The sequence below is a fragment of the Mesorhizobium sp. RCAM 06353 genome (genome assembly GCF_059683585.1).
In genome coordinates, this window is sequence record NZ_CM185031.1 from 1,131,217 (window position 1) to 1,153,414 (window position 22,198).

Below are 22,198 nucleotides of genomic sequence, written 5' to 3' on the forward strand. Positions count from 1 at the left end.
GACGCAAATATCGTTTGTATACTAATAAATTCCGGACACAAGAGCTTACCGCTTTGGAGTGTGCGAACAGCACGCCGGGACCTGAACGGTCCGGGCGCGCAGGTGAAAGTTTGGCGCCCGCATCCGCAGTTGGGCCAGAAAGTTGGATTTGATGAACACCACATCCGCTCTCAACACCGCCGGCGCCCGCCCGCTGCAGTTTCCGATTCCGGCGAATGTCTATGCCGAGACCGTCGTGTCGGTGAAGCACTACACCGACCGGCTGTTCTCGTTCCGCATCACCCGTCCGCAGTCGCTGCGCTTCCGCTCCGGCGAGTTCGTCATGATCGGTCTGCCCAATGCCGAAAAGCCGGTTTACCGTGCCTATTCGGTGGCCAGCCCGGCCTGGGACGAAGAGCTGGAATTCTTCTCGATCAAGGTGCCGGACGGCCCGCTGACCTCGGAACTGCAGAAGATCCAGGTCGGCGATACCGTCATCATGCGCCAGAAGTCGACCGGCACGTTGGTGGTCGACGCGCTGACGCCGGCCAAGCGGCTGTTCATGATCTCGACCGGCACCGGCATCGCGCCTTTCGCCAGCCTGCTGCGCGATCCCGACACCTATGAGAAATTCGATCAGCTGATCCTGACCCATACCTGCCGCGACAATGCCGAGCTGACCTATGGCCAGGAATTGGTGGCAGCACTTGAAAGCGACCCGCTGATCGGCGAGCTGACCGCCGGGCGCGTCACGCTCTACAATTCGACCACCCGCGAAGAGTCGGCCTGCATGGGCCGCATCACCGCGCTGATCGGCTCCGGAAAATTCTATGCCGACCTCGGCATCGAGAAGCTCAATCCCGAGACCGACCGCATCATGATCTGCGGCTCGATGCATATGCTCAAGGACGTCAAGGAACTCGCCGAAAGCCTCGGCTTCCAGGAAGGCTCGCTCAGCCATCCGGCGACATTCGTGGTCGAGCGCGCCTTCGTCGGCTGAGACCTGCTGCCCGGAACATGCTGCCTTTCCAGGCGAATACTCAAGTCTGGATAGGCTGCTGCAATAGCTCGGGCTACCCCATCCCAACCGAAAACACGGCAAGCGTGCGCCTGTCGCCGCCCACCCGCCATTCCGATTTCCAGTCAGGCAAGATTTACCCTGGAACCGCACCGACGACGTCTGCCGCGTCGACCGGGCCGGCATAGCCGTCGACGGTTGAGGCGCTCCTCGAGCCTTCGCTCAGGCGCACCATAGAAGTCACTTTATTGCGATGCAGCATTCGAGGTGGCCTCACGCATCGTTGAATGCCGCAGCGCAACATGACCGACTTGTAACCTGACAGGGCTGGCTCATCGGGACTACTCTCCCGGTGATCGACACGGTCGGTCCTAACCCCCAACCATCCTGAAAAGGCTTGATATTCTTGCCCGCAGGTGGACGGCATCATGACCATTTCCACAACACAGCAAGTCAGGCGAAACCGACCCATGCGTTCTCGGCGTATCGTCCTATTGACCACAATCCTCGTCTTGAGCGGCGGCTACGGAATATGGCGCAACCACGCCGACGGAGCGGCAAGGGCTGCCACCGCCACTCAATCGGCGCAACCCGCGCCCAAGGTCCCGGTCACCGTGGCCACCGTGCAAAAAACCGATTTCCCGCTTTACCTCTACGGGCTCGGAACGGTGACGCCGCTGAACAATGTCAGCATCTCAAGCCGTGTCGCCGGTGTCGTCACCCAGGTTCCGGTCGAGGAGGGGCAGATGGTCAAGCAGGGCGACCTGCTCGCCGTGATCGACCCTCGCCCGTATCAGGCGGTGCTCGACCAGGCGAAGGCCAAGGAGGCGGAGGACGAAGCGACGCTCAAGAACGCGCAGGTCGTCCTCAAACGCCTTTCCACCCTTCTGCAAAAGACCTTCGAGACGCAGCAGGACGTCGACAACCAGCAGGCTGTGGTCAACTCCACCGCGGCCACGATCGAGGGCGACAAGGCCGCCATCGAGGCGGCGCAGCTCAACCTCGATTTCACCAGCATCACGGCGCCGCTGACCGGCAAGACCAGCTTCCGCACCATCGACCCCGGCAACATCGTGCAGATTGGTCAAAGCCCCGGGCTTTTCACAGTCGTACAGCTTCAGCCCATCTATGTGGCGTTCACGGAACCGCAGGACAACGTTCCGACCATCAACAAGGTTTTCGCTTCCGGCCCGGTTTCGATCGACACGCTGGGCGCGGACATGAAGACCGTGCTGGCGAGCGGCAAGCTGGAAGCTGTCCAGAACGCAGTCGACCAGGCTTCCGGCACGATTTCGCTCAGGGCGACATTCGCAAACCAGGACGATGCGTTATGGCCGGGCCTGTCCGTCAACACACGCATCCATATCGGCACGATGGCAGGCGCGATCGTGGTGCCGGACGAAGCCGTCCAGCATGGCCCTGACGGGCTCTTCGCCTATGTCGTCGGCGACGACGGCAAGGTCCGTCGTCAGACCGTCAAGACAGGTCCTTCGGACGGCGGCGAAACGGTCGTCACCGACGGCCTCAGCCAGGGGCAAATTGTCGTCGTTGGTGGTCAATACCGCGTGGTTGACGGCGCAAGCGTCGATCCAACGCCGGCTCCAAGTGCGGGGCAGGCGCAGAACGGCGCTGCCGGAGGTGCAAGCTGATGGCAGCCATCGGTGTTTCCACGCCTTTCATCCGCTATCCCGTAGCCACGTCGCTGCTGATGATCGGCGTGCTGTTCGTCGGCGTGGTGGCTTATCTCAACCTGCCGGTCGCGGCGATGCCGAACGTCGACTTTCCGACGATCCAGGTGTCGACCAGCCTGCCGGGCGCCGACCCGATCACCATAGCATCGTCGGTGACCCAGCCGCTCGAGACGCAGTTCGCGCAGATTCCGGGCGTTGCCGAAATGACGTCGAGCAGCCTGTCGGGTTCCAGCCAGATCACCTTGCAATTCGCGCTCGACGTCGACATCGCATCGGCCGCCGGGCTGGTGCAGTCGGCCATCAATGCCGCCGGCGGACAGCTGCCGAAGAACCTTCCCAATCCACCGACCTACAGGGAGGTCAACCCGACCGATTCGCCGATCATGCTGATCGGCGCCAGTTCGACCGACTTGCCGCTGACGACATTGAGCGACGACGTCTACACCAAGCTCGCGCAGGTGATCAGCCATGTCGACGGCGTCGGCCAGGTGCTGGTCGGCGGCCAGCAGACACCGTCGATCCGTGTCCAGCTCGATCCGGCCAAGCTCGCGGCAAGGGGCCTGTCGCTGGAAGCGGTGCGCACCCCGCTGTCGATCGGCACGGTGGACCTGCCCAAGGGCAACATCCAGGGCGAAGTGCGCTCCTTCACCATCTTCTCCAACGACCAGATGACCGCCGCCGATGACTGGAACAACGCCATCATCGCCTATCGCGATGGGGCGCCGGTGCGGGTCAAGGATGTCGGCCGGGCCGTGCTCGACGCGCAGGACTACACCCAGGCCGGCTGGACCGACACGACACGCGGCGTCGTCCTCGTCATTTTCAAGGAGCCCGGCGCCAACATCATCGACACGGTCGACAAGATCAAGGCGGAGCTGCCGATGCTGACCGCCTCGATGCCGGCTTCGCTGAAGCTGCAGGTGCTTTCCGACCGGACGCAGACCATCCGCGCCTCGGTGGCGGACGTGCAGTTCACGCTGATGCTCACCATCGGCATGGTGGTGATGGTGATCTTCCTGTTCCTGCGCAATGTCTGGGCGACGGCGATCCCGGCCTTCACCGTGCCGCTGGCGCTGCTTGGCGCATGCGCCCTGATGTGGTCCGCCGGTTACAGCATCGACAATCTGTCGCTGATGGCGTTGACGATCTCGATCGGATTCGTCGTCGACGACGCGATCGTCATGCTGGAGAACATCGTCCGCTATATCGAGCACGGCGAGAAACCTATGGATGCCGCGATCCGCGGCGCCAGCGAGATCGGCTTCACCATCATGTCGATCTCGATTTCGCTGGTGGCCGTGCTGATCCCGCTGCTGTTGATGAGCGGCATTATCGGCCGCTTGTTCAAGGAGTTCGCGGTGACGCTGGCCATGACAATCCTGGTTTCGGCCTGTGTTTCGCTGACGCTGACGCCGATGCTGGCCTCGCGTTTCATCAAGCCCGCCAATGAGGAACATCACGGCAGGCTCTACCGGTGGAGCGAAAGCGTCTTCGATGGCATGCTGCGCGCCTATGAGCGCGGCCTCGATCGGGCGCTTGGACATCGTTTCATCACGCTGCTGGTGTTCCTGACCTGCGTGGGCTTGACCGGCTATTTCTTCACGCTGGTTCCAAGCGGCTTCTTCCCGCAGCAGGACACCGGCCTGATTTTCGGCCAGGTGATCGCCGGCCAGGATGTCTCCACCGGCCAGATGCAGTCCTACATGGCGCAATTTGCCGGGATCGTCTCCAAGGATCCGGCGGTGGCGCATTTCGCCGCATCGACGGGCGGCAGCGGCAACACGCAGAACACCGGCCGCATGTTCATCCAGTTGAAGCCGCGCGACGAGCGCGATGTTTCGGCCGACCAGATCATCCGGCGGCTGCAACCGAAGCTCTCGGTCGTCCAGGGCGCGCGCCTGTTCATGCAGGCCTCGCAGGACGTGCGCGTCGGCGCCGGGCTGTCGGCGTCGCAATATCAGTACGTGCTGGAAAGCAGCGACCTCGACACGCTCGACGACTGGGCGCCCAAGCTGTTGACGGCCTTGCAGCGCCTGCCCGAATTGCGGGACGTCTCGACCGACCAGATGAGCTCCGGCACAACGCTGACGCTGCAGGTCGATCGCGACCAGGCCGCCCGCTACGGCCTGACGGCGAACGATGTCGACAACACGCTCAACGACGCCTTCGGCCAGCGTCAAATCGCCCAGTACTTCACGCAGCTTTCGACCTATGACGTGATCCTGGAGGTGCTGCCATCGCTGCGCGGCAACCTCAAGGCGCTCAACCAGATCTATCTGACGACGTCGAGCGGTTCGCAGGTTCCGCTCTCGGCGATCGCCAAATGGACGACGAAGCCGGTGCAGCCGCTGGTCATCAACCACGAAGGCCAATTCCCGTCGGTGACGATCAGCTTCAACCTGGCGCCCAACGTCGCGCTCGGCCAGGCCACCGCGGCGATCGACAGGGCCGCCGCCGAGATGCGGCTGCCGGCGACCATCCAGACGAACTACACCGGGACGGCGCAGGCCTTTCAGCAGTCGCTGTCTTCAGTGCCGGTGCTTATCCTCGGCGCCCTGGTCGTGGTCTATTTGATCCTCGGCATCCTCTACGAAAGCTACGTCCACCCGCTGACCATTCTCTCCACGCTGCCCTCCGCCGGGCTTGGCGCGCTGGGCACGCTGCTGGTCTTCCATATGGAATTCAACCTGATCGGCCTGATCGGCGTCATCCTGCTGATCGGCATCGTCAAGAAGAACGGTATCATGATGGTCGACTTCGCCATCGCGGCCGAGCGGGACCAGCATCTCAGCTCGCTGGAATCAATCCGCCAGGCCTGTCTGCTGCGCTTCCGGCCGATCATGATGACCACCATGGTTTCCATGCTGGGCGCGCTGCCGCTGATGCTGGAGAACGGCACCGGGGCGGAAATCCGCCAGCCGCTCGGTTACACAATGTTCGGCGGCCTGCTTGTCAGCCAGGCGCTGACGCTTTTCACCACGCCGGTGATCTATCTCTACCTCGACGACCTCTCTCATTGGCTCACCTCATTTCGCAAACATGAGCAAGATGACAGTGAACCCGAGCCTATGGAGGCTGAAATCGGCCAGCCTGCGCGCAAGCTGGCGGCCGAGTAGGCTGCCTCAACGATTAAGGTCGGCATCAGACAGGACAGGCTTGTGGCCTCGACCGAAACGATCGTGTAAGTATCGCCCTAAAGCGCGTCGCGTCGAAACGGATTCACGCAACGCGCTCTAGGTTTTTGTTTTTATGCATGTCGTTCCCCCAAAACCGAGGTCACTTTTGGGCGACATGCATTGAACGAGAAAGGGCAGGAAATGAGCAACACGATCCGCGAAGCCGAGCCTGGCACCAGCGCGTCCAAGGTGACGCCGCTGCCGGCCCGCGCCGCCGCCAACACACCAGTTCCGCTGGACCATCGCATCGCGCGCAATCCCGGCATGAAGCTCGATCTCGGCTTCATGGAATCGGTGCGCAGCGTCAACCGCTCGGCGCTCGAGCGCCGCGTTGTCAGCCTGACCAAGCGGCGCTCGATCAAGGCCGACAACCAGGCGGCCTGGCTGCTGCGCGCCGTCGCCTGCATGGATCTGACGACGCTGAATTCCAACGACACCGAGGAACGCGTGCGCCGGCTCTGCGCCAAGGCGATCAATCCATTCCGCCGCGACATCGTCGAAAGACTGGGCATTGCGGGCGAAACCATCCGCCCGGCCGCCGTCTGCGTCTATCATCCCTTCGTCGCCACGGCCGTCGACGCCGTGCGCGGCACCGGCATCCATGTCGCCGCCGTTTCCACCGCCTTTCCGCATGGCCTGGCACCACTGTCGACCCGCCTGCAGGAAATCGAGGCCTCGGTGCGCGACGGCGCCGACGAGATCGACGTCGTCATTCCGCGCGGGCTGGTATTCGGCGCCAAATGGCGGGAACTCTACAATGAAATCGTCTCGATGCGCGCGGCCTGCGGTGACGCGCATCTGAAGGTCATTTTGGGCACCGGCGACCTCGCCACTTTGCGCAATGTCATGCTGGCCTCGATGGTGGCGATGATGGCGGGCGCCGACTTCATCAAGACCTCGACCGGCAAGGAAAGCGTCAATGCGACGCTGCCCGTTGGCCTCGCCATGGTGCGCGCCATCAGGGCCTATTTCGAGGAAACCGGCTATCTCATCGGCTTCAAGCCCGCCGGCGGCATTTCCACAGCAAAGGCCTCGCTCGACTGGCTGGTGCTGATGAAGGAAGAGCTCGGCCGGCCATGGCTGGAGCCGGAGCTGTTCCGCTTCGGCGCGTCGAGCCTTTTGACCGACATCGAGCGGCAACTCGAGCACCATCTGACCGGTCACTATTCGGCCAATCACCGCCACGCAATGGCTTGAGCACCCAATTACCCCCACCCCGATCGGCTTCGCCGATCGACCCTCCCCACAAGGGGGAGGGTAAAGGAGGCACCCCATGAACATTCTCGACTGCTATCACGCCATGGAGTACGGCCCGGCCCCGGAAGCCCGCAACGAGGCCGATGCGTGGCTTGCCGCGCGCGATTTCGGCAAGGCGCTGTTCATCGACGGTGGCTGGAAAGCCGCCACCGGCGGCAAGACTTTCGACACCAGCGAACCATCCTCCGGCAAGCTGCTGGCCAAGGTGTCCGACGCCAGTGCGGCCGATATCGACGCGGCGGTTGCGGCCGCCACCAAGGCGCTGCCGAAATGGGCGGCGTCCTCGGGCTACGCCAGGGCAAAAGTGCTCTATGCCATCGGCCGTGCCATGCAGCGGCACCAGCGCCTGTTCGCGGTGCTGGAATCGATCGACAATGGCAAGCCGATCCGCGAAAGCCGCGACATCGACGTGCCGCTGGCGATCCGCCATTTCATCCACCATGCCGGCTGGGCACAGGCGCTGGACAAGGATTTTCCCGGCCACAAGGGTGTCGGCGTCGTCGGCCAGATCATCCCGTGGAATTTCCCGCTGCTGATGCTGGCCTGGAAGATCGCGCCGGCCCTTGCCGCCGGCTGCGCGGTGGTGCTGAAGCCGGCCGAGTTCACCCCGCTGACCGCCATCCTGTTCGCCGAGATCTGCGAACGCGCGGGCGTGCCGAAGGGCGTCGTCAACATCGTGCAGGGCGGACCGGAAGCGGGTGCGGCCATCGTCAACCATGCCGGTATCCAGAAGATCGCCTTCACCGGCTCTTCGGAAGTCGGTAAGATCATCCGCAAGGCAACCGCCGGGTCGGGCAAGAAACTGTCGCTGGAGCTTGGTGGCAAGTCGGCCTTCATCGTTTTCGAGGACGCCGATCTCGACAGCGCCGTTGAAGGCCTGGTCGACGGCATCTGGTTCAACCAGGGCCAGGTCTGCTGCGCCGGCTCGCGGCTCCTGGTGCAGGAAGGCATCGCCGAAGCCTTGATCGCCAAGGTCAAGACGCGGATGAGCCGGCTGCGCGTCGGCAGCCCGCTCGACAAGAATACCGATATCGGCCCACTGGTCGACATCAGCCAGCTCGACCGCGTCAAGGGTCTGGTCGCGGAAGGGGCGAAACAGGGCGCCGTCTGCTGGCAGCCGGATGCGGTGCTGCCGTCCTCCGGTTATTACCATCTGCCGACACTCGCCACTGGTGTTTCGCCGGCTAATATTCTTGCCCAGGAAGAGGTGTTTGGACCGGTGCTGGCGACCATGACCTTCCGCAACACCGAGGAAGCGATCGAGCTTGCCAACAATACGCGCTACGGCCTTGCGGCGAGCGTGTGGAGCGAGAACGTCAACCTCGCGCTCCATGTCGCGCCGCAGCTGAAGGCCGGCGTCGTCTGGGTCAACGGCACCAACATGTTCGACGCCGCCTGCGGTTTTGGTGGTTGTCGCGAGAGCGGCTTCGGCCGCGAGGGCGGGCGCGAAGGCATGTTCGAATATCTCACGGCAAAACTGCCGCTCGGCCCGGTCATCAAGCCGGCGACGCTCCCGGCGCAGCCCGTGGAACAGAGCGACGGCGCGGCCATCGACCGCACGGCAAAACTGTTCATCGGCGGCAAGCAGGTGCGGCCGGATGGCAATTACTCGCTGGCGGTCGCGACCGCCAAGGGCAAGCTAGCGGGTGAAGTTGGCCTCGGCAGCCGCAAGGATATCCGTGACGCGGTTTCGGCCGCCCGTGCCTGCAAGGCCTGGCCAGAGGCCACCGCCTACAACCGCTCCCAGGTGCTTTATTATCTGGCGGAGAACCTTTCGGGCCGTGCCGACGAGTTTACCGCGCGTCTGACCGAGTTGACCGGCGCTACGCCCAAGGCCGCGCGGGAAGAGGTAGACCAAACGATCGAACGGCTGTTCCTCTATGCCGGTCTTGCCGACAAGTTCGAGGGCCGCGTGCACCAGCCGCCGGCCCGTGCCGTGACGCTGGCACTGCACGAGCCGGTCGGCGTCGTCGGCGTCGTCGCACCGGACGCGTCGCCGCTGCTTGGCCTGATCTCGCTGATCGCGCCGGCGCTGGCCATGGGCAACACGGTGGTCGCGGTGCCGTCCGAGCGCTATCCGCTGCTGGCCACCGATCTCTACCAGGTGATCGAATATTCCGACGTTCCGGCCGGCGCCATCAACATCGTCACCGGCCGCACGGCGGAGCTTGCCGGCGTTCTGGCCAAGCATGACGATGTCGACGGGCTCTGGGTGTTCGCCGATGCCGAGACCTGCGCCAAGGCGGAGGCCGACTCCATCGGCAACCTCAAGCGCGTCTGGAGCGGCAACGGCCGTAGCCTCGATTGGGCATCCGACGAAGCGGCTGGCGATGCTTTCCTGCGCCGCGCCGTCGAGGTCAAGAATGTCTGGGTGCCTTACGGCGACTGACATTTCCAGGCTGTTGCAATGGTGATCGTGTTCGGGCTTGACGCCCGGACACATGTTCTTTAACGAGAAAAAACATCTTTATCAGTGAACTGGCTGCGACACAGGCCGCACAACAGCGCCTGACTGGCACATGACGCCTTCGCCGGTCGCCGATAAAGGCAGTTGGCCCAAAGCAGGCGAGGAAAGATATGGCGGATCTGGCAGGCAAGGTCGTTGTCATCACGGCAGCGGCGCAAGGCATCGGCAAGGCGAGCGCGCTGGCCTTCGCCAAGGCTGGAGCCACCGTCTACGCCACCGATATCAACGAGACGCTTCTCGCCGAACTCGCCAAGACGTCTGACATCAAGACCCGCAAGCTGGATGTGCTCAACGACGAGGCCGTCAACGCCGCCTTCGCCGAAATCGGCCGCGTCGACGTGCTGTTCAACTGCGCCGGTTTCGTCCATTCCGGCTCGATCCTCGAAATGAAGGATGGCGATCTCGATTTCGCTTTCAACCTCAATGTCCGCGCCATGATCCGCACCATACGTGCGGTGCTGCCCAGCATGCTGGAGCGCGGCGATGGATCGATCATCAACATGTCTTCGGTCGCCGGCGCCGGCAAAGGCGTGCCGAACCGCTTCGCCTATGGCGTCACCAAGGCCGCGGTCATCGGCCTGACCAAGGCAATTGCCGCCGATTATGTCAGCAAGGGCATACGCTGCAACGCCATCTGCCCCGGCACGGTCGAGAGCCCGTCGCTGCAGGACCGCATGCATGCGCAAGGCGATTATGAAGCCGCCCGCGCCGCCTTTATCGCCCGCCAGCCGATGGGCCGGCTCGGCACGCCGGAAGAAATCGCCGATCTTGCCGTCTATCTGGCCGGCGCCACCTATACGTCCGGACAGGCCTATAATATCGACGGCGGCTGGTCGATCTGAACCAATCTGACTGAGGAGAGCATTCTATGAAACTGCTGCGCTATGGCGAGGTGGGGAGCGAACGTCCCGGCCTGCTCGATGCGGATGGAACGATCCGCGATCTCTCCGCCCATGTCGCCGACATTGCCGGCACGGTGCTTCATCCGGCCTCGCTGGAGATGCTGTCCAAGATCGATGCGAAGTCGCTGCCGCCGGTTTCCGGCAAGCCTCGCCTCGGCCCCTGCGTCGCCGGCACCGGCAAGTTCATCTGCATCGGCCTCAACTATTCCGACCACGCCGCCGAAACCGGCGCCACCGTGCCGCCGGAGCCGATCATCTTCATGAAGGCAAGCTCGGCCATTGTCGGCCCGGACGATGACGTGCTGATCCCGCGCGGCTCCGAGAAGACCGACTGGGAAGTCGAGCTCGCCGTGGTGATCGGCAAGACGGCGAAATATGTCAGCGAAGCCGACGCGCTCGATTATGTCGCCGGCTATGCCGTTGCCCACGACGTCTCCGAGCGCGCCTTCCAGGCCGAACGCCAGGGCCAGTGGACCAAGGGCAAGAGCTGCGACACGTTCGGCCCGACCGGCCCATGGCTGGTGACCAAGGACGAAGTCGCCGACCCGCAGAACCTCAAAATGTGGCTGACCGTCAACGGCAAGACCATGCAGAACGGCTCGACCAAGACCATGGTCTACGGCGTCGCCTTCCTGGTGTCCTATCTCAGCCAGTTCATGTCGCTGCACCCCGGTGACATCATCTCCACCGGCACACCGCCCGGCGTTGGCCTCGGCATGAAGCCGCCGGTGTTCTTGAAGGCTGGCGATGTGGTGGAGCTGGGCATCGAGGGCCTGGGCCAGCAGAAGCAGACGTTCAAGGCGGACGTGTAGGCCAGATAGGCCTGCGCCGCCCCTCATCTGGCTCCCGCCATCTTCTCCCCGTGAACGGGGAGAAGGACGCTGAAATGGAGGCGACGGCGCTGCGGCCAGCCTCTTTCTCCCCGTTTACGGGGAGAAATGCCAGGCAGGGCAATGAGGGGCAGCGGCGACGTATCTACTTGATCGTCTTCCCATCCGCGCCAAACCGATACGTCTTCGCCGGATCCGGCGTCGCATAGAGCGTGGCACCCGGCTCGGCGTCATAAACGCCAAAGATGCGCACAGTAATCAGCCCCGCCTTCTCGCAATCGAGATAAAGATTGGTGTCGGCGCCAAGATGCTCTGCATGGACCACTGTCCCTTTCCAGGCACCTGACCTCGGATCGACCGTCAGATGCTCCGGCCGCACGCCGATGGTCTTGGCCGTTTCGCCAAGACGCGCGCCATCGATGAAATTCATCTTGGGCGAGCCGATGAAGCCGGCGACGAACTCGTTTGCCGGCGAATTGTAGAGCTCCATCGGACCGCCGATCTGTTCGATCCGGCCGGCATTGAGCACGACGATCTTGTCGGCCAGCGTCATCGCCTCGACCTGGTCGTGGGTGACGTAGATCATCGTCGCCTTCAGCCGGCGGTGCAGCTGCGCGATTTCCAGACGCGTGTTGACGCGAAGTGCTGCATCAAGGTTCGACAGCGGCTCATCGAAGAGGAACAGTTTTGGCTCGCGCACCACGGCGCGGCCGATGGCGACGCGCTGGCGCTGGCCGCCGGAGAGTTCCGCCGGCCGCCGCTCCAGATAGGGCTCCAGCGACAGCATCGATGAGGCGATGCCGATGCGGCGCTCGATCTCGGCCGAAGGCGTGCCGGCCTGCTTGAGGCCGAGGCCCATATTGTTCTTCACCGTCAGATGCGGGTAGAGGGCATAGGTCTGGAACACCATGGCGATGCCGCGCTTGGCCGGCGGCGTGGCCGAGACATCCGCGCCGTCGATGACGACCCGGCCAGAGGTCGAATCCTCAAGCCCGGCGATGACCCTGAGCAAGGTCGACTTGCCGCAGCCCGACGGGCCGACGAAGACGACGAATTCGCCATCATTCACTTCGAGGTTGATGCCCTTCAGCACCTCGACCGGCCCGAAGGCCTTCTTCACATTCTCGATCTTCAGCGAGCCCACAATATTTGTTCCTAGCTCTAGAGTTTGACGGCTGCGCCGCTGCGCACGCTCTCGTCGGCGGCAAGGCAGACGGCGAGCGATTTCACCGCGTCGTCCATGTGTTTGGTAAGATCCAGATCCTCGCGGATCGCCTTCAGCACAAAGGCCTGTTCGAGGTCGCAGAGATCCTGATGACCCGGTTCGCCTGCCATCGACAGCATTTCATCTTCCCTAGCGAATTTGCCGTCCGCGCCGGTCGCCGCACTGTGCAGGCGGATGGTCGAGGTCTTGGTGTGGGTGTCGATGTCGTCCGACTTCACACCTTCCTTCATGACGATCGACACGCAGCCCTTGGGTGAGATGACATCCTTCACGAAGAACGCCGTTTCCGAGATCATCGGACCCCAGCCGGCTTCGTACCAGCCGACCGAACCGTCATCGAACAGAACCTGCAGGTGGCCGTAATTGTACATGGAGGGCGCGACCTCGTCGGTCAGCCGCACGCCCATGCCACGCACCTCGACCGGTTTGGCGTCGGTGATCTGCAGCATGACGTCGAGATAGTGGACGCCGCAGTCGACGATCGGCGACGTCGTCTGCATCAGCTGCTTGTGCGTCTCCCAGGTATGGCCTGAGGATTGCTGGTTGAGATTCATGCGGAAGACGTAGGGGCCGCCGAGCTTGCGCGCCTCGGCGATCAGCCTGATCCACGACGGGTGGTGGCGCAGGATATAGCCGATCACCAATTTTTTGCCGTTGGCCTTGGCGGCCGCGACGACGCGTTTTGCGTCGGCGACGGTCGTTGCCAGCGGCTTTTCGACAAAGACGTGGCAGCCGGCCTCAAACGCCCTCACCGCATAGTCGGCATGGCTGTCGGAATAGGTGGCGATACAGGCGACATCGGGTTTTTCCTCGCGCAGCGCATCGTCGAAGGAGCGCCTGATGCCATAGCCCGACAGCCCGTCCGGCAGGGGCACGTCGGAGCGGTTGATGAGTGCGGCGATCTCGAAGCCCGGATTGGTGTGGTAGGCCAGCGCATGGCTGCGGCCCATATTGCCCAGCCCGGCGACGACGACACGAAGAGGCGATTTAGAGCTCACCTAGCCACTCCAGATATTCGAGTTTCTTCTTGAGAGGGTGTCACCCCACCCGGCGCTGCGCGCCGACCTCCCGATCGAGGGGAGGTAGGACGTTGGCGCGAACACCCCACTGCCAAAGAAGCTTCTCCGAAAGGTGCCCGTTTGAGGTCGTGAATGAAGCCGCGACCTTCTACCTCCCCTTGATGGGGAGGTCGGCGCGCAGCGCCGGGTGGGGTGCAGGCTCCAGCAGAGATTTGTAGGGCTCCGCTCACTTGACGGCTCCGGACGTAATGCCGCGGATCAGTTGCCGCGAGAAGATGACGTAGAGGATCAGCACCGGCATGATCGCCAGCGAGAGTGCGGCCAGGATGGCGTTCCAGTTGGTGACGAACTGGCCGAGGAAGAGCTGGGCGCCGAGCGTCACCGTCTTGGTCTCTTCCGAAGGCGCCAGGATCAGCGGGAACCACAGATCGTTCCAGATCGGGATCATGGTGAAGACGGCGACGGTGGCCATCGATGGCCGCACCAGCGGCAGCACCAGGCGGAAGAAGATGGTGTATTCCGACAGCCCGTCGATGCGGCCGGCGTTCTTCAGATCGTCGGACACCTGCTTCATGAATTCCGACAGGATGAAGACGGCCAGCGGCAGGCCCTGCGCGGTGTAGACCAGGATCAGCGAGGTCAGCGTGTTGACCAGTCCGCTTGCCACCATCAATTGCAGGATGGCGACGGTGCCGAGCCGGATCGGGATCATGATGCCGAGCGCCAGGTAGAGGCCCATCAGTGAATTGCCGCGGAAGCGGTATTCCGACAGCGCGAAGGCAGCCATCGCACCGAACAGCAGCACGAAGAACAGCGAGGCGACGGTGACGACGAGGCTGTTCTGGAAATAGTGGATGAAGTCGCCCTGGCCGATGACGGTGGTGTAGCCGATCAGGTCGAACGTCTTTGGCGTCGGCGGCGTCAGCGGCGCGCCAAAAATGCCGGCGCGGGACTTGAACGAGTTCATGATCACCAGGATCACCGGGAACAGCGCGATCGCCGTGTAGGTCAGCAGGATCGCGTGGGCGCCGATGGTGCGGGGCAGCGAATGGGTGGCGGTGCTCATCTCTTGCCCCTCAGAACTGGTAGCGACGCAGGCGCGTCTGGACGAGGAAGAGGTAGACGCAGACGCCGCCGAGGATGATCAGGAACATCATCGTGGCGATCGCCGCACCCATGTTGGGATCGCCGACCTGCAGCTGGAAGCCGAAGAAGGCGCGGTAGAGGAAGGTGCCGAGAATGTCGGTCGAATAATTCGGCCCGGCGAGCGCGCCTTGCGCGGTGTAGATCAGGTCGAAGGCGTTGAAATTACCGACGAAGGTGAGGATCGAGATGATGCCGATCGACGGCAGGATCAGCGGCAATTTGATCTTCCAGAACTGCGACAGGCCGGTGATGCCGTCGCATTCGGCCGCTTCGATCACCTCTTCGGGGATCGACAATAGCGCCGCGTAGATCAGCATCATCGGAATGCCGACGAACTGCCACACAGAGATCAGGCTGAGCGCGGTCAGCGCGTATTGTTCCTTGCCGAGCCAGGGCGTGAACAGGCTTTTCAGGCCGACCAAATCCATCATATGCGGCGCCACGCCCCACAGCGGCGACAGGATCAGCTTCCAGGCGAAGCCGACGATGACGAAGGACAGGATGGTCGGCACGAAGATCGCCGTGCGGTAGAAAGCGGCAAACCGGAGCCTCGGGCTGGACAGAAGCGCCGCCAGCATGACGCCGATCGGGTTCTGCACCAGCATGTGGATCATGAAGAACCAGGTGTTGTTCCTGAGCGCGTTCCAGAAGCCGACGGACCAGTTGGGATCGCCAAACAGGGTGCGGAAGTTCGCCAGCCCGACGAAGATCTGGTGCTGCTCGATGTTGCGAAACAGCGACAGCTGCAGTGTGCCGGCCAAAGGCAGGATCATGATCGCCGTGTAGACGAGCAGCGCCGGCGCCAGGAAGACGCCGATGTGCCAGCGGGTCGGTCTTTTCGGTCGTGTTTCTGCGGCCATGAGTTCGGTCCCCGCCGTCTCTCGGTTCCAGACGATGTTGATGCTAGATGATGCCTCGATGCACGGCCCAGACATCCTTGCCCAATGCAGCAAGGACGAAGGCCTGCGACTGATCAGCCAGCCTTTCCCCAAGTGATCAAGGGTAAGGCCGCTAGGCGGTGCCGACAATCGCTATCTGAACGGATGCACTTCTGAGAACAGGGTATTCGGAACCGGCCAGGCATGCGCCCGGCCGGCTCCGTTGCCTGAGCTCTTACTTCGCTGGCTTGTACCAGCTGTCGAGACCGGTCTGCAGCTTCTTGGCCGCGGCTTCCGGGGTGTCGGTGCCATTGATGACGTTGGCCGATTCAACCCAGGTCTCGTTTTCGAGGTTCGGCGTGCCGCGCGACAGGATCTGGTAGGTCGAACGGATCGTCGACTTGCACTTGCCGCGCCAGGAGACGAATTCCTGCGCCAGCGGGTCTGCCATCTTCACCGGCGAGGAGTTCAGGCTGAAGAAGCCCGGCAGCGCGTTGGCGTAGATGGTGGCGAAATCCGGCGAGGCCACCCACGACAGGAAGGTCTTGGCGGCGTCGGCGTTCTTCGAAGCTGCATTCAGGCCCATGCCGATATCGGTATGGTCGGAGATGTAGCAGGTGTCGCCGGCCTTCTCGACCGGGGGCGGGAAAGCGCCCATCTTGAACTGGGCCTGGGTGTTGAACAGGCCGATTTCCCACGAGCCGGCCGGGTAGATGGCGGCGCGGCCGAGCGTGAACAGGTTCTGGCTATCCGGATAGGTCTGGGCTTCGAAGCCGTCACCGAGATACGGCTTCCACTTGGCCAGTTCCTCATACGGAGCGACCCAGTCCTTGTCGGTCAGCTTCTGGTCGCCCTTGATCAGCGCCGCACGGCCATCCTCGCCCTTCCAGTAGTTGGGGCCGATGTTCTGGTAGCCCATGGTCGCGGCTTCCCAGAGATCCTTGGTGCCCATCGCCATCGGGATGTAGGTGCCGTCGGCCTTGATCTTGTCGAGCGCGGCGAAGAACTCGTCGCGGGTCGTCGGTACCTTGATGCCGAGCTTGTCGAAGGCGTCCTTGTTGTAGATGAATCCGTGGATGACGGAGGCCATCGGCACGCAGAAGCTCGCCTTGCCGTCGTCGGTCTGCCAGGCGGACTTGGCAACGGCTGAGAAGTTCTCCATGCCGGGCAGCGCCGACAGGTCGGCAAGGTTGCCCTTCTTGTAGAGTTCAAGCGACTTGTCGAACGGGCGGCAGGTGATCAGGTCGCCCGCCGAGCCGGCGGCGAGCTTGGCGCCGAGTGCGGCATCATATTCGGTCGGAGCCGATGGTGCGAACACCACCTTGATGCCGGGGTTCTTGGCTTCGAAAGCCGGGATCAGCTTGTCCTTCCAGATGGCAAGGTCGTCACCGCGCCAGCTTTCGATGTTGAGCGTTACGTCCGCGGCAGAAGCCATCCCGGCCGAGCCGAGAATGCTGGTGCCCAGAAGCAGTGCCGTCAGTAGTTTCGTTGTCATGCTCAGTCTCCCTGTTGACCTTTTTCAGGTTCGGTTTTGATGAGAACAGAGGCTTTTGACCCCTTGCTCCCCTCGCGAGCCCGTTTCACCCCGATGGAAATCGGGATGAAACAAGCCCTACTTCTTTGTCCGGGCATGATCTTTTTCGGGATCATGCCCCAGCGCGGAAAGGGCCGGCCGCAGCTTCTGGCCGGCCTCTTCCAGTATCTTCTGCGCCGCATCGGCGCTGTCGGCGCCGGCGGCGAGCAGAATGGCGGTCTTGACCGCGCCGCCGCTCTTTTCGAGCAGCCGGGCCGCATCGTCCGTGCTGCGCCCGCTGATGGCGGCGACGATGCGGGCGGCGCGGTCGCGCAGCTTGATGTTGTCGGCCATGAGGTTGACCATGTAGCCGTCATGCACGTGGCCGAGATGGACGGCGGTCAAGGTCGACAGCATGTTGAGCGCGATCTTCTGGGCGGTGCCGGCGCCCATGCGCGTCGAGCCGGCGATCACTTCCGGCGGCGTTTCGAGCAGGATGGCGGTTTCGGCCTTGCGAAGCAGGGCCGAGTCCCGGTTGTTGGCGATGCCGATGGTGGCCGCACCGCGGCTGGCGGCTTCCTCGATGGCGCGTACCGCATAAGGTGTCGTGCCGCTGGCGGAAAGGGCGATCAGGCAATCGCCCGCGCCGATGCCGGCATTGGCGACCGCCGCCGCAGCCTCCTCTGCATCATCCTCGGGGCCGCCGGCCAGCGTGTGGAAAGCCTCGTCGCCGCCGGCGATCAGGATGGCGATGCGGTCGCGCTGAATGCCGAAAGTGCCGGGCAGTTCCAGGGCATCGGCCAGCGCCATCAGGCCGGAACTGCCGGCCGCGGCATAGGCTAGCTTGCCGCCGCCGTTCAACCGGCCGGCGATGATTTCGGCTGCTTTGGCGATGGCGGGGATGGCGTTGCGGACGGCCTTGGCGGCTTCGATCTGCGCATCGACCAGCGAAACAAGGATGGCTTCCGGAGCCTGGATATCCAGCCCCTCGGCATTCCTGTGAAGCGCTTCGGTGCGCGTTTCAGCCATCCGCGTTCCTCCAATACCAGAACAATACCAAAAAAATACCACTTGTCCACATGCATTAACGAATTCGCGGAGAGGAAATTGCTGAGCCGACGAAATGCTGAGGATTTTCAATAAAATACGGCTTAATCTTTTTGAAACGGAAATTAACCCTTGGCTATTGGTATTTTATTGGTATTATCCGCCCGGAGGAGAAATCGCGTGAAATTCGTGCTCGGTATCGATGGCGGCGGCACCAGCTGCAGGGCCGCCCTGGCAACGGTTGAAGGTACGGTTATTGGCCGTGCCAAGAGCGGCGCCGCCAACATCCGCACCGACCTCACCGGGGCGCGCTCGAACATTGTCGACGCCGCACGGCAGGCATTCATCGCCGCCGGACAGGATCCCGAACTGATCCCGCAAACGCCGGCCATTCTCGGCCTTGCCGGCGCCAATGTCGGCACCTACCGGCAGCAGCTCGAAGCGATCCTGCCGTTCAGCACCAGCCGCGTCGAGACCGACGCCGAGATCGCGCTCGAGGGCGCCGTCGGCTCCGGTGACGGCGCCATGGCGATCCTCGGCACCGGCACCGCCTATATGGCGCGTAAGGATGGCAAGTCGCGCGCCATCGGCGGCTGGGGTTTTCAGGTCGGCGACCAGGGCAGCGGCGCCCGCATCGGCCGCGATCTCCTGGAACAGACCCTGCTGGCCCATGACGGCGTGCGCGCGCGCTCGCCACTGACCGACGCCATGATGGCCACCTTCCGCAACAATCCGGAAGACGTGGTCGAGTTCACCACCAATGCCAAGCCCGGCGATTTCGGCGGCTTCGCGCCCAAAGTGTTCGAGCATGCCGAAAAGGGCGATGCCGTCGCCAACTGGATCGTCGACAAGGCGGTCAGCGATGTCGAAGCTTCGCTCGGCGCGCTCGGCCTTCCGGATGATGCGCCGCTTTGCCTGCTCGGCGGACTGGCACCACTTTATGCGCCGCGCCTGTCGGCACGCTACCAGGCGCTGCTGAAGCCGCCGCTCGACGACGCGCTGGGTGGGGCGGTGCAGATGGCGGCGCGTCTGTTCGCCAAACCAGCGGAGGCGGCTCGATGAGCGACGCCGCCGACCAGATCTTCGCCACGCTGAAGCAATCCTCGCAAAGCGGCGCGCCGCTTTATCTGCAATTGCGCAAGAGCATCGAGGACGCTGTCAATCGCGGCCTGATCGGGCCGGGCGACGCGCTGCCTTCCGAGCGCGACATCGCGACCAAGGCCGACATTTCCCGCGTCACCGTGCGCAAGGCCGTGCAGGACCTGGTCAAGGGCGGCATCCTAGTGCAGCGTCATGGCTCCGGCACGTTCGTGGCTCCGCGCATGGAGCGCGTCGAGCAGTCGCTGTCGCGGCTGACCTCGTTTACCGAAGACATGGCGCGACGCGGCATGGCGGTGCGCTCGGCCTGGCTCGACCGCGGCCTCTACGCGCCCTCGCCCGACGAGATGATGGTGCTCGGCCTGTCGTCAAATGAGCTTGTGGCGCGCGTGGCCCGCCTGCGTATCGCCAATGACACGCCGCTGGCGATCGAACGCGCCTCGCTGTCTGCCAGCGTGCTGCCCGACCCGGCGGGCATCGGTTCCTCGCTCTATGCGGCACTCGAATTGACCGGCAATCGCCCGGTGAGGGCTGTGCAGCGCATCTCGGCCGCCAATCTCGGCGACAGCGATGCGCGCCTGCTCGAAGTGCCGCCGGGCATTGCCGGCCTGCACATCGAACGCATTTCCTATCTGGCGAGCGGCAAGGTGATCGAATTCACCCGCTCCATCTACCGAGGCGACGCTTATGATTTCGTCGCCGAACTGCGGCTGACAGGGCCGAGCGAAGAGGGCCGACCATGATCTCCAACACCACCCATATGCAGCGCGAGATCGAGGAGATCCCGCAGGCCGTCGCCCGCCTGCTCGATGGCTCCGGCGCCGTGCTGGCGGAAGCCGGGCGCGGCATCCGGGAACGCGACCCGCAGTTTGTCGTCACCGTGGCGCGCGGTTCGTCCGACCATGCCGCGACCTTCATGAAATATGCCGTCGAACTGACCGCGGGCCTTGCGGTTGCCTCAGTCGGCCCCTCCATCGCTTCGATCTATGGCCGTAAACTCCGGCTTGGCGGCTCGGCCTGCCTGGCCATCTCGCAGTCGGGCAAGAGCCCGGACATCGTCGCCATGGCCGAAACCGCACGCGCCGGCGGTGCGCTGACCATCGCCGTCACCAACACTGCCGATTCGCCGCTGGCGCGCGCCTCGGACTATGCGATCGACATATTGGCGGGGCCCGAACGCAGCGTCGCGGCGACCAAGACCTTCGTCAATTCCGCCGTCGCCGGTCTCGCGCTGATGGCGCATTCCACCGGCGACGAAGCGCTTCTGGCAGCGCTTGCCCGCTTGCCCGAGCATTTCGGCAAGGCGATCGCCTGCGACTGGATGAGCCTGCTCTCCGAAACCATCGAGAAGCAGAAGTCGCTGTTCATTCTCGGCCGCGGACCGTCGGCGGCAATGGCCAACGAGGCGGCTCTGAAATTCAAGGAAACCTGCGGCATGCATGCCGAGGCCTACAGTGCGGCCGAAGTCATGCACGGCCCGCTGGCGCTGATCGGCCCCGATTTCCCGGTGCTGGCGCTGGCCGCGCGCGATGCATCCGAACCGTCCATCACTGAGGCGGCAGACGGCCTGGCGGCCAAGGGGGCACCGGTGTTCGTCACATCAGCGCTTGCCAATCGCGCCACGCGCCTGCCGCACGTCGCCACCGGTCACCCGCTGACCGATCCGCTGACGCTGATCGTCTCCTTCTACGTGTTCGTCGAGGCTTTCGCGCGCCACCGCGGCCTCGACCCGGACACGCCGCGCAATCTTCGCAAGGTGACGGAGACGGTATGAGCGATCGCTTTGCCCTGACCGGCGCCCGCATTTTCGACGGCGACGACTGGCACGAAGACGCGGCACTTGTCGTGCGCGACGGTCTGGTCGAGGCTATTGTGCCCACCGGCGCCATCCCCGCGGATATCCGCGCTGTCGACACTGGTGGCCGGATGCTGGTGCCGGGCTTCGTCGACATCCAGGTCAATGGCGGCGGCGGCGTCATGCTCAACGACCACCCCGATGTCGCCTCGATCGAAACCATCTGCAAGGCGCACGCGCCGTTCGGAACGACGGCGCTGCTGGCGACGCTGATTACCGACACGCCTGATATCACCGCTTCCGCCGTCGCTGCCGGCGAAGCAGCCGCGCTGCAAAAGGTCCCTGGTTTCCTCGGCTTGCATCTCGAAGGGCCGCATCTGTCGATCGCGCGCAAGGGCGCGCATGATCCGGCGTTGATCCGGCCGATGACGGATGAAGACCAAGCGATGCTGATCGCCGCGCGGCAGAAGCTGCCGGTGCTGCTCACCACGATCGCGCCGGAATCCGTCGAACCGGCGCGCGTTGCGGCCTTGGTCAAGGCCGGCGTCGTCGTCAGCCTCGGCCATTCCGACACCGGTTACGCCACGGCAAAGGCCTTCGCCGAAGCCGGGGCCGGCTTGGTCACCCATCTGTTCAACGCGATGAGCCAGATCGGCAATCGCGAACCGGGCCTGGCCGGCACGGCCATCGACATCGGCACCTTGTCCGCCGGGCTGATCGCCGACGGCATCCATGTCCATCCCGCGACCATCAGGATCGCGCTCGATGCCAAGCAGGGGCCAGGCAAGATCGTGCTGGTCAGCGACGCGATGGCGACGATCGGCACCGACATGACCTCGTTCACGCTGAACGGCCGCACCATCTACCGTCGGGATGGCAGTCTCAGGCTTGCCGACGGCACGCTGGCGGGCGCTGATCTCGACATGATCTCGGCCGTGCGCTTCATGCGCAATGTCGTTGGCATCGATCTGTCCGAGGCCTTGCGCATGGCCTCGCTCTACCCGGCGCAAGCGATCGGCCAGTCGCATCGGCTTGGCCGCCTGGCCAATGGTACGGCGGCGGATGTCGTTGCGCTGTCGGACGATCTTGGCATAGGAAGCGTCTGGATCGGCGGCGACAAGGTGTTCGAGGCCGGCGCTTCACGCTGAAAGCGAGGC

Annotated in this window: 17 protein-coding genes; 11 read left to right on the forward strand and 6 right to left on the reverse strand. The window is 63.7% G+C overall.

Translation table 11 applies throughout. The features are described from left to right. Positions 1–151: 151 nt before the first annotated feature. From AC56QX_RS05175 to AC56QX_RS05205, 7 genes are all read left to right on the forward strand, one after another. Positions 152–979, forward strand: a complete 828-nt coding sequence (locus AC56QX_RS05175; protein ID WP_497114079.1) for a ferredoxin--NADP reductase — start codon at positions 152–154, stop codon at positions 977–979. Between the two features lie 488 nt (positions 980–1,467). Further along, positions 1,468–2,646, forward strand: a complete 1,179-nt coding sequence (locus tag AC56QX_RS05180; protein WP_497114080.1) for an efflux RND transporter periplasmic adaptor subunit — start codon at positions 1,468–1,470, stop codon at positions 2,644–2,646. After that, complete coding sequence (locus AC56QX_RS05185) at positions 2,646–5,804, forward strand: efflux RND transporter permease subunit (protein ID WP_497114081.1); 3,159 nt, start codon at positions 2,646–2,648, stop codon at positions 5,802–5,804. The genes AC56QX_RS05180 and AC56QX_RS05185 overlap by 1 nt, the downstream gene beginning before the upstream one ends. A gap of 201 nt (positions 5,805–6,005) precedes the next feature. Beyond that, positions 6,006–7,061 carry a deoxyribose-phosphate aldolase gene (gene deoC / locus AC56QX_RS05190; RefSeq protein ID WP_497114083.1) on the forward strand — a complete coding sequence of 352 codons (1,056 nt, stop codon included), beginning with the start codon at positions 6,006–6,008 and terminating at the stop codon, positions 7,059–7,061. Between the two features lie 76 nt (positions 7,062–7,137). Then, positions 7,138–9,510 carry an aldehyde dehydrogenase family protein gene (locus AC56QX_RS05195; protein ID WP_497114084.1) on the forward strand — a complete coding sequence of 791 codons (2,373 nt, stop codon included), beginning with the start codon at positions 7,138–7,140 and terminating at the stop codon, positions 9,508–9,510. Positions 9,511–9,698: 188 nt separating this feature from the next. Beyond that, positions 9,699–10,430: an SDR family oxidoreductase gene (locus tag AC56QX_RS05200; RefSeq protein WP_497114085.1), complete on the forward strand. Its 732-nt coding sequence runs from the start codon at positions 9,699–9,701 to the stop codon at positions 10,428–10,430. Positions 10,431–10,456: 26 nt separating this feature from the next. Next, the gene (locus AC56QX_RS05205) at positions 10,457–11,302 is read left to right on the forward strand and encodes a fumarylacetoacetate hydrolase family protein (RefSeq protein WP_497114086.1); all 846 of its coding nucleotides are present in this window, start codon (positions 10,457–10,459) and stop codon (positions 11,300–11,302) included. Positions 11,303–11,465: 163 nt separating this feature from the next. Here AC56QX_RS05205 and AC56QX_RS05210 read toward each other — a convergent pair whose 3' ends face one another. The 6 genes from AC56QX_RS05210 to AC56QX_RS05235 form a co-directional block, all read right to left on the reverse strand. Then, positions 11,466–12,464 carry an ABC transporter ATP-binding protein gene (locus tag AC56QX_RS05210; RefSeq protein WP_497114088.1) on the reverse strand — a complete coding sequence of 333 codons (999 nt, stop codon included), beginning with the start codon at positions 12,462–12,464 and terminating at the stop codon, positions 11,466–11,468. Positions 12,465–12,481: 17 nt separating this feature from the next. Beyond that, a complete protein-coding gene (locus AC56QX_RS05215) occupies positions 12,482–13,543 on the reverse strand; it encodes a Gfo/Idh/MocA family protein (RefSeq protein ID WP_497114089.1) in 1,062 nt (353 codons plus the stop codon). 247 nt (positions 13,544–13,790) lie between these two features. Then, positions 13,791–14,630 carry a carbohydrate ABC transporter permease gene (locus AC56QX_RS05220; protein ID WP_477442276.1) on the reverse strand — a complete coding sequence of 280 codons (840 nt, stop codon included), beginning with the start codon at positions 14,628–14,630 and terminating at the stop codon, positions 13,791–13,793. A 10-nt stretch (positions 14,631–14,640) separates the two neighbouring features. Continuing rightward, the gene (locus AC56QX_RS05225; protein WP_497114090.1) at positions 14,641–15,570 is read right to left on the reverse strand and encodes a carbohydrate ABC transporter permease; all 930 of its coding nucleotides are present in this window, start codon (positions 15,568–15,570) and stop codon (positions 14,641–14,643) included. A gap of 253 nt (positions 15,571–15,823) precedes the next feature. Beyond that, a complete protein-coding gene (locus AC56QX_RS05230; RefSeq protein WP_497114091.1) occupies positions 15,824–17,083 on the reverse strand; it encodes an ABC transporter substrate-binding protein in 1,260 nt (419 codons plus the stop codon). Between the two features lie 117 nt (positions 17,084–17,200). Then, positions 17,201–18,130, reverse strand: a complete 930-nt coding sequence (locus AC56QX_RS05235) for an N-acetylmuramic acid 6-phosphate etherase (protein ID WP_497114093.1) — start codon at positions 18,128–18,130, stop codon at positions 17,201–17,203. Positions 18,131–18,328: 198 nt separating this feature from the next. On the opposite strand from AC56QX_RS05235, the gene AC56QX_RS05240 reads away from it, so the two are divergent. Genes AC56QX_RS05240 through nagA form a run of 4 tightly spaced genes read left to right on the forward strand, consistent with a single transcriptional unit; the run spans position 18,329 to position 22,189 of the window. After that, complete coding sequence (locus AC56QX_RS05240) at positions 18,329–19,210, forward strand: glucosamine kinase nucleotide-binding domain-containing protein (RefSeq protein ID WP_497114095.1); 882 nt, start codon at positions 18,329–18,331, stop codon at positions 19,208–19,210. Next, the gene (locus AC56QX_RS05245; protein ID WP_027040955.1) at positions 19,207–19,989 is read left to right on the forward strand and encodes a GntR family transcriptional regulator; all 783 of its coding nucleotides are present in this window, start codon (positions 19,207–19,209) and stop codon (positions 19,987–19,989) included. Before AC56QX_RS05240 ends, AC56QX_RS05245 begins: the two co-directional genes overlap by 4 nt. After that, positions 19,986–21,020: an SIS domain-containing protein gene (locus AC56QX_RS05250; protein ID WP_497114097.1), complete on the forward strand. Its 1,035-nt coding sequence runs from the start codon at positions 19,986–19,988 to the stop codon at positions 21,018–21,020. Before AC56QX_RS05245 ends, AC56QX_RS05250 begins: the two co-directional genes overlap by 4 nt. Then, positions 21,017–22,189 (forward strand): N-acetylglucosamine-6-phosphate deacetylase, encoded by a 1,173-nt coding sequence (gene nagA, locus AC56QX_RS05255; protein WP_497114099.1) that lies wholly within the window; start codon positions 21,017–21,019, stop codon positions 22,187–22,189. The genes AC56QX_RS05250 and nagA overlap by 4 nt, the downstream gene beginning before the upstream one ends. The last annotated feature ends 9 nt before the right edge of the window (positions 22,190–22,198 follow it).